Source organism: Tateyamaria sp. Alg231-49, from assembly GCF_900143535.1.
Classification (GTDB): Bacteria; Pseudomonadota; Alphaproteobacteria; order Rhodobacterales; family Rhodobacteraceae; genus Tateyamaria.
In genome coordinates, this window is the sequence record NZ_FRFA01000010.1 from 113,522 (window position 1) to 125,674 (window position 12,153).

11 protein-coding genes are annotated in these 12,153 nt (G+C 58.0%); 6 read left to right on the forward strand and 5 right to left on the reverse strand.

All coding sequences use genetic code 11. The features are described from left to right. Nucleotides 1-19 precede the first annotated feature (19 nt). Nucleotides 20-688 (forward strand): TIGR04283 family arsenosugar biosynthesis glycosyltransferase, encoded by a 669-nt coding sequence (locus DHN60_RS15905; protein WP_108838331.1) that lies wholly within the window; start codon nucleotides 20-22, stop codon nucleotides 686-688. Here the strand turns inward: DHN60_RS15905 and DHN60_RS15910 are convergent. Further along, nucleotides 685-2,562, reverse strand: coding sequence for an ABC transporter ATP-binding protein (locus tag DHN60_RS15910; RefSeq protein WP_234423664.1), 1,878 nt, complete (start codon nucleotides 2,560-2,562; stop codon nucleotides 685-687). The genes DHN60_RS15905 and DHN60_RS15910 overlap by 4 nt on opposite strands. Before the next feature lie 154 nt (nucleotides 2,563-2,716). On the opposite strand from DHN60_RS15910, the gene DHN60_RS15915 reads away from it, so the two are divergent. Further along, nucleotides 2,717-3,925, forward strand: coding sequence for an alanine--glyoxylate aminotransferase family protein (locus tag DHN60_RS15915; protein ID WP_108838305.1), 1,209 nt, complete (start codon nucleotides 2,717-2,719; stop codon nucleotides 3,923-3,925). A 127-nt stretch (nucleotides 3,926-4,052) separates the two neighbouring features. Further along, nucleotides 4,053-4,991 (forward strand): threonine/serine dehydratase, encoded by a 939-nt coding sequence (locus DHN60_RS15920; protein ID WP_108838332.1) that lies wholly within the window; start codon nucleotides 4,053-4,055, stop codon nucleotides 4,989-4,991. A 97-nt stretch (nucleotides 4,992-5,088) separates the two neighbouring features. On the opposite strand, the gene DHN60_RS15925 is transcribed toward DHN60_RS15920, so the two are convergent. Beyond that, complete coding sequence (locus tag DHN60_RS15925; RefSeq protein WP_108838306.1) at nucleotides 5,089-5,574, reverse strand: RidA family protein; 486 nt, start codon at nucleotides 5,572-5,574, stop codon at nucleotides 5,089-5,091. Nucleotides 5,575-6,135: 561 nt separating this feature from the next. Between DHN60_RS15925 and DHN60_RS15935 the strand changes: the two genes are divergently transcribed. The 3 genes from DHN60_RS15935 (at nucleotide 6,136) to mgrA (ending at nucleotide 9,508) form a co-directional block, all read left to right on the forward strand. Beyond that, a complete protein-coding gene (locus DHN60_RS15935) occupies nucleotides 6,136-6,960 on the forward strand; it encodes a DMT family transporter (protein ID WP_234423666.1) in 825 nt (274 codons plus the stop codon). Between the two features lie 104 nt (nucleotides 6,961-7,064). Then, nucleotides 7,065-8,351, forward strand: a complete 1,287-nt coding sequence (locus DHN60_RS15940) for an amidohydrolase (RefSeq protein WP_108838309.1) — start codon at nucleotides 7,065-7,067, stop codon at nucleotides 8,349-8,351. Nucleotides 8,352-8,440: 89 nt separating this feature from the next. Further along, complete coding sequence (mgrA, locus tag DHN60_RS15945; RefSeq protein WP_108838310.1) at nucleotides 8,441-9,508, forward strand: L-glyceraldehyde 3-phosphate reductase; 1,068 nt, start codon at nucleotides 8,441-8,443, stop codon at nucleotides 9,506-9,508. A gap of 174 nt (nucleotides 9,509-9,682) precedes the next feature. On the opposite strand, the gene DHN60_RS15950 is transcribed toward mgrA, so the two are convergent. The 3 genes from DHN60_RS15950 to DHN60_RS15960 all read right to left on the reverse strand — a co-directional run. Continuing rightward, the gene (locus DHN60_RS15950) at nucleotides 9,683-10,414 is read right to left on the reverse strand and encodes an enoyl-CoA hydratase/isomerase family protein (protein WP_159089239.1); all 732 of its coding nucleotides are present in this window, start codon (nucleotides 10,412-10,414) and stop codon (nucleotides 9,683-9,685) included. Further along, a complete protein-coding gene (locus tag DHN60_RS15955; RefSeq protein ID WP_108838312.1) occupies nucleotides 10,411-11,598 on the reverse strand; it encodes a CaiB/BaiF CoA-transferase family protein in 1,188 nt (395 codons plus the stop codon). Before DHN60_RS15955 ends, DHN60_RS15950 begins: the two co-directional genes overlap by 4 nt. A gap of 311 nt (nucleotides 11,599-11,909) precedes the next feature. Continuing rightward, on the reverse strand, nucleotides 11,910-12,153 hold a 244-nt coding region (locus DHN60_RS15960), incomplete at its 5' end, for a transposase (RefSeq protein WP_159089240.1).

Sequence of the window (12,153 nt, forward strand, 5' to 3'; positions counted from 1 at the left end):
CCGGAAAAAGGGGGCACGCGTGCCTGCACCACTGTCAGTTATTATCCCGACGCTCAATGCAAGCCAAACCTTGCCCGCCTGCCTGAGTTCTTTGATGGAAGGGCTGGAAGCCGGGCTGATTGCTGAATTGATCATCAGCGACGGAGGGTCAGTCGATGAAACGCTCACGCAGGCCGATGCGTGGGGTGCGCACATCATCACCGGACCAGCGTCGCGCGGGGGGCAATTGCGGCGCGGATGCGCGCAGGCGCGGGCCAACTGGTTTCTCATTTTGCACGCCGATACGGTTTTGAGCCCCGGATGGACCAATGCAGTTGGTGCACATCTGAACCTGCGCAAAGCAGGCTATTTCCAGCTTAAGTTTGACCGGGGCGGGCGCATGGTTGCCGCCTGGGCCAACTTCCGTGCGCGTCTGTTCGGCTTGCCCTTTGGGGATCAGGGTCTGATGATCCCACGGGCGCTTTATTCTCATATCGACGGTTACCCTGATATCCCCTTGATGGAGGATGTGGCCATAGCCCGCGCGCTGAAAGGGCACCTGATTGCCTTGGATGCTCAGGCGATCACCTGCAGTGCAAAGTTCCGCAAACAAGGGTGGATCCGGCGCGGTACGCGCAATCTATGGACGCAAGCCCGCTACTTCGCAGGGGCTGATGCGGCAACACTCGCCCGTCAATACCGCCGCTAGTCTCCCAGCAAACGCGCGCGCAGGCGGGCCAACAACCCATGCCCCATTGTGGTGTCGCCCGGATGGTCCTTAACAATCGCGCGTGCGCGCGCCCCATCAATCACCGTTTTCCCGTCCTTGAACTGCAAGCGATAGAGGTCGGCATAGATCCCACCTTTTTCCAGCAATTCTTCATGTGTTCCGGTGTCTTTGATTTCGCCCCGGTCCATAACAACGATCTTGTCGGCCCCTCGAATGGTGGACAGTCGGTGCGCGATCACCAGCGTGGTACGGCCTGCGGACAGGCGATCAAGGGCATTCTGGACCACCTGTTCGGATTGCGCATCAAGGGCTGAGGTGGCCTCGTCCAGCAGCAATATGGGCGTGTCGCGCAAAAGAGCACGGGCGATAACGACCCGCTGACGTTGCCCGCCTGACAAGGCAGAACCGCGCGGGCCGACATGGGTGTCCAGCCCGTCAGGCAGTTTGTCCAGAAAGTCTGTCACATGCGCCGAATCCAGCGCGGTCTTCAGACGGTCTTCGGGGACATCCTCTTGACCCAGTAAAATGTTCTCGCGCAGCGTTTCGTCAAAAAGCAGCGCCTCTTGCGTGACCACCGAGTAGAGCCCCCGCAACTTGTCCAGGTCCATCTCTTGCGTGGCCACACCGCCAATTCGAACTGCGCCTTCCTGTGCATCGACCAAGCGGGTCAACAAATTGAAGATCGAAGACTTGCCAGCCCCCGAGGCTCCCACCAATGCGGTCGTTTCACCGGGGCGCGCGACGAAGGACACGTCTTTCAGCACGCGGGTTTCGCCATAGTAAAGCGACACATTCTCGAGCGCAATTTCAGGAACCCCTGTGGGTGGCGCTTCGGGGCGTGCGGGGGATGTCAGGGCAAGTGGCGCATCCAGCAGTTCCTTGACCCGTTCAATCGAGGCGGCAGACGCCTGCCAAAGCCCAGAAAGCGCGCCGAGCCGGCGCATTGGATCAAAGGCAAACCCCATTGCCGTGAAAAACGTCATGAACTGACCAATGGTCTTGTCACCGGAAATGATTTCGGATCCGCCATAGAGGATGACGGCCATGAACCCGACACCTGACACGATATCGACCATTGCGGGAACGGCTGCACCCCCCAGGGCTGTTTTGGTCTGGGTGCGATTAAAGTTTTTGGTGATCGTGCGGTATTGCCGTGCCTGATAGCGTTCCAAGGCGTTCAGCTTGACCTGTACGATGCCATGGAACACCTCATCCAGACGGGTGGACAAACTGGCCCCCAGATCATGCGACTTGCGGGCCTGTCGGCGCACATACCCCTGTACTGACGCGGCAGGCAAAACGAGCAGAGGGACGCCAACGCACGCCAGAAGGGCCCAAATCGGATCAACACTGATCGCAACTCCAAAAAGCACAAAAAGACCGACAAGGTCCCGCCCGGCGCCAGTGATGATCGCGCGCCACACATTACCGATGGCGCCCACATCTCCCTGCACCCTCTGAATCAAAAACCCGGGGGGGTGAACCTGATGAAAGGCTCCGTCCTGCAACATGATGCGGTCCAGCAAATCGATGCGCAGTGCCGCGGCGGTTTTCAGCGCGACATGGGTCAGCAACAGCTTTTGAACAACAGAAGAGATGGCGCGCACGGTAAAGATGACGACAACCAACACACCCACCCAGATCAGCAGGGCCCCATTGCCCTCGACAAACACGTCATCGAACATCGGCTGCATCATGTAGGCGAGCGCGCCGACCATTGATCCTTCGACAAGCATGAAAAACACAGCAACCGCCATAATGGCCGTGTGCTTTTTCAGGTACGCGCCCCAGAGCCACTTGAGCAGCGGCCATGACTGGGCATAGGGCGTTTCAGGAGAAGCAGGAGAGGTCACGTGTGGGATATCAACGGCGCTGTGCCGTGCTCCGATGATTTACCTATCCCTGTGGTGTATCTTGGGCGAACCTGAGGGGCAAGCATTGAGGGCGATTGACGCCGCGCTGCGGCACGCTAGTGTCCGCGAAAGCCCATTTTCGTCGGAGACACGCATGTCCACGCCCCCCATCGCCAGCTTTGGTCGCGACTATCTTGCTATTCCGGGCCCTTCGGTGATGCCCGATGCTGTGCTGCGCGCGATGCATCGCGGCGCACCCAACATTTATGCCGGCGAACTGATCGATATTGCTGCCAGCCTTGTGCCTGATCTTAAACGTGTGGCGCGTACCAGCGGCGATGTTGCGATGTATATCGGCAATGGACACGCCGTATGGGAGGCGGCCTTGGCCAACACCATAGCACCGGGCGAGACGGTTTTGGTGCCGGCGACAGGCCGCTTTGGCCATGGATGGGCTGATATAGCGCTCGGTCTCGGGGCCGAGGTGGAAACGCTGGACTTTGGCAAGCGCGCTCCGATGGACATGGACCGGATCGCAGAAACGCTGCGCGCCGATGTGGGTCACAAGATCAAGGCGGTTCTGGCGGTCCATGTGGATACCTCAACGTCGATCCGCAACGATATCTCCGCACTGCGTGCGACTTTGGACGCAGTCGGACATCCCGCCCTTTTGATGGCCGACTGCATGGCCTCGCTAGGGTGCGACAGGTTTGAAATGGATGCGTGGGGCGTCGATGTGATGGTGGCGGGCTGTCAAAAGGGGCTGATGGTGCCGCCGGGCATGGCCTTCGTCTTTTTCAACGCCAAGGCCGCTGCCGCGCGCGCCGCCATGCCACGGGTCAGCCGGTACTGGGACTGGACGCCGCGCGCCAACCCAGAAGAATTCTTTATGTATTGGAACGGAACTGCGCCAACCCATCACCTCTACGGCCTGCGCACGGCCCTTGATATGCTGCACGCCGAAGGGATCGAAGCGGTCTGGGCGCGGCACGCTCGCTTGGCTCGGGCGATTTGGGCTGCGTGCGAGGTCTGGGCGCAAGGCGGACCACTGGAATTGAACGTGGCAGATACACAGAACCGCAGCTGTGCCGTAACGGCACTGCGACTGGAAGCGCCAAACGGCACCGCATTGCGTGATTGGGTGGAGCATAACATCGGTCTGACGCTTGGCATCGGCCTTGGCATGGCGCCTCCGGGTGATCCGTCTTGGCACGGGTTTTTCCGTCTGGGCCATATGGGGCACATCAACGGGCACATGATCATGGGCCTGCTGGGCGGGATCGAGTCCGGGCTGATGGCGCTCGACATTCCTCGCGGCTCCGGTGCCTTGGAGGCTGCGGCAGGCGTGATCGCCAAAGGGTAAAAAACAGAGCGGGAAGGGCGGGACGCGGGATAAACCGGCCGGTTGCTGCGGCGTGCGCCCATGACCGAGTGGCGAACAAATGAAGCGTGCAATTGACGGCCAACTGCGCGCAGTCCATCGTCTGCGCATGACAAAACTTACCCCCGACGACATTACCGCCGCCGCCGCTCGCATCGCAGGCCATATCCGCCCCACGCCCATCCTGGAGGTGGAGCCAGATGCGCTTGGACTGCACTACCCTGTCACGCTGAAACTTGAACACACGCAAGTTACAGGCTCCTTTAAGGTGCGTGGCGCGTTCAACAACCTGCTCAGCCGTGACGTCCCTCCAGCAGGCGTCGTCGCGGCTTCGGGAGGGAACCACGGGGCCGCCGTGGCCTATGCGGCGACCAAGTTGGGCCATAAATCCGTGGTGTTCGTCCCTCGCGCTATTGCCAAAGAAGAAAAGCTACGCCGGATGCGTGATTTCGGGGCCGAAGTCATTCTGACAGACGGGAGCGTCGCCGATTGCATGACGGAATATGCAAAGCATGCAGAAACCACCGGAGCGCTGTCAGTGCACCCCTATGATACGGCGCCCACCTTGGCCGGGCAGGGCACTGTCGCATTAGAGATGGAGGCACAGACCGCTGGGTTCGATACCATCATGGTCGCCACTGGCGGCGGCGGGTTGATCGGTGGCATTGCCGCTTGGCTGGGCGATCGCGTGCGCGTCGTTTCTGTCGAAACCGAAGGCACCAACACACTTGCCCGATCCCTTGAGGACGGCCCGGACATCGACGTGGCCGCCAGCGGCGTGTCCGCAGGATCGCTGGGCGGGCCACGATTGGGCGACCTGTCCTACACCATCATCAAGGAACGGGTCACCGACGCAATTGTGCTGCCCGACGCCGCCGTCTTTGATGCCGGCAAACGGCTATGGGAGGGAACAAGGCTGGTCGGCGAACCCGGAGCGGCGACCGCATTTGCAGCACTCACATCGGGGGCTTACACTCCAAGTCGAGGCGAACGTATTGCTGTCCTTGTCTGTGGTGGAAACGCCGAACCCCATTGGTTTCTGGACTGACCGGCCTGCACTGCGACAATTGTGGTTGGCCTGATATGCTGTTTGTCAGGCCAAAACCACGGCGTGCGCCCCGGTCGGGAGTGCGCCGGCAGACCAGTTAGCCGTCGATCAACACTTCGCCTTCGATTTCCATGGCAAACCCAAGAGGCAAGCCCGAAACGCCAATTGCTGAGCGCGCGTGACGACCGACATCTGGGCCAAAGACATCAATGATCAGGTCGCTAAATCCGTTCACAACGACGTGCTGTTCCGAATAATTCGGCGCAGAAGTCACCATGCCAAAAACGCGAACCCATCCGGATATTCGCGACAACTCGCCGATCTCAGCCTTGATGTTGGCAAGCACAGATAGGGCCACTTCACGGGCCTCTTCATAGGCCTCGTCCGTAGTCATATCAGTTCCAACCACTCCAAAAGGACCACTCAAGGTGCCATCCATTGCGGACTTTGGGTGTCCTGAAAAAAGAACGCGATTGCCTCTGATATTAACAAATTCAAAGGGCAAAATCAGACCCTCGGGCAGTTTTGTCGGTTGAGGTAATTTCAGGCCCAAGTCTTCCAGCCTACTTTCAGGTGTCGACATGTTTTTTCCTCAATTCATGTAGCTTTGGAACCATATAGACCACAACTGACGATGGCGGCAAAGCCGTCGTTCGCTGCCGGGCAGCACCTCCCGACTGAACAGCGTGTTGAACGAACCCCGCGCCTTGAAGGATCCTGTGAGACGCGTGTGTTCCAGTTTCGGTGGGATTGGTCGTGTCAAACCAACTGCCCCAGGCTCCACCTGCGGGGCGGTGTTTGACAGATGTAGCACTTGATGCGGGCAGCGGCGGCAGTCATTTCGGCGGCATCAAGATTGGTCTTCCGCAAGCCAAGGACTGAATAGGGGTGAATTGCATGGCTTGCCCCGCGTCGCCTGCTAATGGCAGACTTGGGCACAACCAGTCCTTTCTTGGCTGCGACCGGCGGCCAGATCGTTTTTGGCACGCTTTGACGCTTGGAATTGACGCCTCAGAGAACGAGCAGGATGGAACAGACACCTCAGACGTCACGCAGACAGCAGCTTGGGTTGCTCTGGTCCAGTCAGACGCCAGCCTTGCGTGGCATATTGCTGATGTGTCTGTCGACAGTGGCGTTTTCGATAATGCACGGGTTGGTGCGTTTTGTGTCCGAGGTCTTGCCACCTTTCCAAATTGCCTTCTTTAGAAACATCTTCGGGCTAGCATTTTTGTTGCCTTTGCTGATGCGGTCGCGCTTTGCCATGCTGCGCACAAAGCGGATCGGGCTTCATGCGTTGCGCGGCGTTGTTAACGTGGGCGCGATGCTCATGTTCTTCACGGCACTGTCGATTTCTCCACTCGCCATGGTCACGGCACTAAGCTTCACCGCGCCAATCTTCATGGCCATTCTGTCGGTGCTCATTCTGGGAGAGCGGTTTCGCATCTATCGATGGCTGGCCATCCTTTTCGGGTTTCTGGGGATGCTCATCATCCTGCGGCCCGGGCTGGTCGCCATCGACATTGGCGCGCTTCTGGTGACCGCCTCGGCAGCACTTTGGGCCGTGGCCATGGTCATTATCAAAATCCTGTCCCGGACCGAATCCAGCGTCACAATTGTCGCTTATATGGGGATTTTTCTGGGGCTTTTTTCCATCGGTCCGGCGGTGTGGGTGTGGCAACCGTTCGGGCTGGAAACACTGGCTTGGATGGTGGTGATCGGGCTGTTCGGCTCCATCGCGCAGATGTCGCTCAGCCAGTCATTGAAGGAAACGGATCCAACCGCACTGATGCCGTTTGATTTTCTGAAACTGGTGTGGACGGCATTGATTGGGGCGTGGTTCTTTGCAGAGGTCCCAGATATTTTCACATGGATCGGAGCGGCGGTGATCTTCTCATCCGGTGTCTTCATCGCATTTCGCGAAAAACGGGTCAGCGCACGCGCGGAAGGCGACAGTGGATCGGCCGTCTAGAGGCAAGTCTTGTCGAGGCACGAATACAGCCATGCTCATTCTATCCGGACCCGCAGCACGATATGCAGATTGCTACAGCAGCTATACGGGCCTAACATTTGACGATGTCAGACTTTTCATTGCTTTCCAGTTTGCCCCCTGATGTTGCCGATAGCCTGAAACGCGCAGCCGTCGCGCAAGAGCCGAAGGTCATCGCACAGCGGCGCGCCTTCCACGCCGCACCCGAACTGGGGTGGCAGGAAGTCGAGACAACATCTGCAATCGTCGCCGATCTGACGCAGGCCGGATACGATGTTGTGTCAGGCCCTGCCCTTCTTGGTGATACCGTCAGGATGGGCATGAGCGCCGATCCGATCCCCGGCGAAGGCGATACAGGGTGCATCGCGCTTTTTGACAGTGGCAGACCCGGCCCAACGGTGTGCATGCGCGTGGACATTGACGCTCTGCCGATCACCGAAGCGGGCGGCAATCACGCCCCTTTCGCGCAAGGGTTTGCGTCGACAAGCCCCGGTGTGATGCATTCGTGTGGCCATGACGGGCATGCCGCTATCGGGTTGGCAACGGCGCGCATGTTGAAACCCTATCTGGACACTGGCCGGGGGCGGTTGAAAATTCTGTTCCAACCCGCCGAAGAAGGTGGGCGCGGGGGACGGGCTGTGGCCGAGGCGGGATGGATGGATGATGTGGATCTATTCTTTGCCATTCATCTGGGGCTAGGGGTGCCATCAGACAGTGCGGCATTTGCGGTACATGGGATTTTGGCCAACACCCGCTATGACGTGATGATGACGGGGCGCGCATCCCATGCTGGCAAAACACCGGAAGGCGGGCGCAACGCGCTGGTCGCAGCATGCCAGGCTGTCCTAGGCTTGCAAACGATGGCGCAATCGAGCCAGCCGGGCATCCGCGTGAACGTCGGGATGATGCAGGCCGGGACGGCAGTAAACATCGTCCCGGATGAAGCGCGGTTCACTTTTGAAATGCGGGCGCAAGAGACCGAGGATCTTCAATCGTTGGAAGCCCGCTGTTGTGCATTGGTTGAATCGATTGCGCAGGCGCATGGGGTCGAGTGCGAATTGTCCCAAGGCGGAGGGGCCGCGGGCCACTCCAACCCCGCCACGCTGGCAAGCTGGGCCGAAGCTGTGAACACTGCAACCGGCGCCTTTGCCAACCCCATGCAAGACTTCTTTTTCGGCGCTAGCGAGGATGCAGCGACGCTCGCGCGCCGGGTGCACCAAAGGGGCGGCACGGGTGGCATCTTCGTTCTGGGGGCTGATCTGGCAGACGATCATCACACCCCGAATTTTGATTTTGATGAGGGCGCGTTAATCAAGTCTGTGTTGCTGTGCGCGGGGCTGATTGCAGCCGCCATGGAAGTACATCTCAATTGACCCCTGCGGCGGGGACGAAAGAGGAATAAGTGTGTACACGAATCCGTCTGGCGATTTGACAAGACGCGTCATTCGGCTTTGATGTCCTTATGACAAATCCACAGCGCCCCGCGAAACCGCCGTCCCAACCATATCATCCTGACCCCCGACGCTATGATCAAATGGTTTATCGCCGATGTGGTCAATCCGGGCTCAAGCTGCCCGCAATCAGCCTTGGGCTGTGGCACAACTTCGGTGAAGATACCCCGCATCAGGTCAAACGCGATATGTGCGCAACGGCCTTTGATCTCGGCATCACTCACTTCGATCTGGCAAACAACTATGGTCCGCCCGCAGGCTCTGCGGAGGAAGCATTCGGTAAAATATTGGGTACCGAATTTGCGGGCCACCGGGATGAACTTATCATATCGACAAAGGCAGGCTATGGAATGTGGCCTGGACCTTACGGCGAATGGGGGTCGCGAAAATACCTTGTCGCCTCTTGCGATCAATCGCTCAAACGTCTGGGCCTAGATTATGTTGATATCTTCTACTCCCACCGTTTTGACCCTGATACGCCATTGGAAGAAACGATGGGCGCGCTGGATCATATCGTGCGCTCTGGGCGCGCGCTCTATGTTGGGATCTCAAGCTATAATTCCCAGCGCACGCGCGAAGCGCTTGCAATCCTGAACGACTTGGGGACGCCGTGCCTGATCCATCAGCCATCCTACAACCTGCTCAATCGTTGGGTGGAGCATGATGGGCTTTTGGATACATTGGATGAAATGGGAGTAGGCTCGATCGCGTTCACACCGCTCGCGCAAGGCATCCTGACCTCAAAATACCTGCACGGCATTCCCGAAGACAGCCGAGCAACCCAAGGTAAGTCCCTTTTAGAAGGGATGATCAACGAAAGGTCGCTGGCGAGTGTTCAGGCGCTGAACGAGATGGCCGAAGCACGCGGCCAAACCTTGGCTCAGATGGCGCTTGCATGGGTGCTGCGGGGCGAACGGGTGACGACGGCCCTCATCGGAGCGTCCAGACCCGAGCAGATCGTGGATTGTGCAGGGGCCGTTGCCAATCTGGACTTCACCAAAGCAGAGCTGGCCCGGATCGACGAAATCAGTTCAGAAGAAGCAATCAATCTGTGGGCGCGATCCTCGGAAACCGATTGATGTAAGTCCCAGCTGCTCGGGGGGGTTTCGAGCCACGGAAGACCCCAAGCCAGAGACATCTTCCGTGCATACGGGCCGGTATGAACCGAGTGTTGAGGCCGCTAGCGGCGATATAGCACCGTCGCGCGCGACGGTGCCCCGAACGGTGTTCGGGCGAACATGCCGTACACCCTTCTATTCCAGATTGAGGCTGCTGACATAAGCTTGGATGCGCGCTTTTATCGAGGAGGACGTGACGGAGTTCACCAATGTTTCCAAGTCTGTTGAACGCGTGTCCACGCGCTGCCGCGCGGACATGTTGGCATACGTCATCGCATCAAACATGCGCACGTGTGCCATCCGCTGTTCGATCCATGTCTCCCACTCAACGTCTTCGACGATCGCCGTCAGAAACCCCGTTTCCACGGCTTCTTCTGCACCAAAAGGCTTGGGTCTTTGCACCAGCTGACGGGCGTGATCTGCGCCAACAAGTGCCGCAAGTCGACCCGTCCCAAGCACTAGGCCAAAGAAGGCGCCGGGCATTCTGAAGCGTGCAGAAGCGGTCCCAATACGTGATTGGCAAGCCGCGACCAAATCTGCCGCCGCCCCATAGCACGGGCCATGGACGCAAGCGATCGTTGCGAACGGCGCGTGTGCAACAGATTGCAACAGCTGCTCTACCCGCACAAATCGGTAGAGAAGATCACCGTCACTTTCGTCATCCAGTGCACTCAGGTCAAAACCGCCCGAAAATCCCCGTCCGTCGCCCTGAAAAATGACAGCGCGCGCTTCGACATCAGCGGCCATTTGTACGGCGCCATGCAAACCTTCGACCAGTTCGGCATTGAATGCGTTAAGTTTGTCGGGGCGGCTTAGAGTGACATGCAAGCAATCGCCAACCCGTTTCGAAATGACAGCGCCCGTCACCGTAAATCCTCTGCCGAAAGCCAATCTGCCACGACGTCGTCATTGTGTGCACCTAGCTTGGGTGGGTCACGGAAGATCTCAAAATCGTAACCGGTCATTTGAATTGGAAAGGCAGTTGTCCGCGTTTCCTGCCCATTGGGCAGCGTGACGGAGCGCACCAAATTCATGTGTTTGACTTGCTCCCCCTCGAAAACTTCTGGGTATGTATTAATCGGCGAACAGGGGACACCGCGTTTGTCCATTTCCGTCAACCAATACTCTGCCGTTTGTTTCTCAAATTCGGGTTGCAACAGATCGAACAATCCATCCTGATTTTCTGCGCGCAAAAGCTGTGTTGCAAAGCGCGGATCTTCTATCAGGTGTGGAAGGCCAACCGCATGGGCCACTTGTTCCCACAGCTTGTCATTGCCTGCTGCAATGATGAACGGCGCGTCACTGGCTTGGAACGCACGATAAGGTGCATTGCGTGGGTGCGCCGAGCCAAGAGCCTCTGGGGCTTCGCCGGTTCCAAAGTACTGTGAGGTTTGCAATGCTGCGACACCAAGAAGACTGCCAAGCATCGAACAATCGATGTGCCCCCCTTGTCCGGTTTCACGTGCCTGCATGAGTTTTGCTAAAATAGTGTAACCCGCATAAAGCCCCGCGCAAAAATCGCCGACGGGCACACCCGCCTTAACGGGAACGCCGCCTTTCTCGCCGGTAACGCTCATCAACCCGCTCATTCCTTGAACGGTGACATCAAATGCCCCCTTCTTGTGATACGGCCCCGTTTGTCCATATCCAGAGATTGAGCAATAGACCAAAGCGCTATTGTCGGCGCTCAATGCGTCATATCCCAATCCCAAACGGTCAAGCACGCCGGGGCGATAGTTCTCAACAATAACGTCACATTCAGCGGCAAGGCGTTTCAGCCGGGCAAGATCTTCTGGATCTTTGAGATTTGCTGTGATCGACCGCTTGTTGCGATTGAGGGATGCAAAATTCTCTGAATACAAATCACCTGCGCCATTGTCGGTCAGCGGCGGCCAAGATCGCATACCGTCGCCGCCATCTGGGCGCTCAACCTTGACAACGTCGGCACCCAAATCGGCCAGCAAAGACCCGGCAAAGGGACCAGCCGCGATTTGGCCAAACTCCAAAACGCGCACCCCAGCCAACGGCGGTTTTGCTTGTAACTCAGCCATCTAAATCCTCCCCGACGTTTCGCAACGTAGGTACGCTCTGTCTTCGTGGTCAAGTCAAACCGGGCAAACAATAAATTTCCTGGCATTGAGCCTTCAACGCCCGCTCCGCTCGCGCTCCACACATCTGTCTTACGTCCAATAATGTGCTTGCAACGATGCAACATCGCCGAAAGCCGGTTAATGGCAGGCGATGTTTCACCTACCTAAGGCCCCGGTTCTTATCGGTGTGACGTAAGTTGACGTCCGTTTTGTCCGCACAGCGTTCATTCAGGCCGATCGCAGCGAATGACGACTTCGAGTATCCGTCTTGGTCAAGCGTGGTTTTGAACCCACTCTCGATCTGCTTTGACCAATGTGTTGGCGAGCTCAATGAGTTTCCGCATGATTGCTGTGAGAGCGACCTTTTGCGGTTTTCCCTGTTTGATCATTCTCTGGTATTTTTTGCACATATCGGGGTTGTGTTTTACAGCGACGAGAGCAGGCATGTAGAGCGCGTCGCGCAACTGCTTTCGGCCCCCTTGAATGCTGGCTTTGCCACGCCACTTTCCCGCCTGT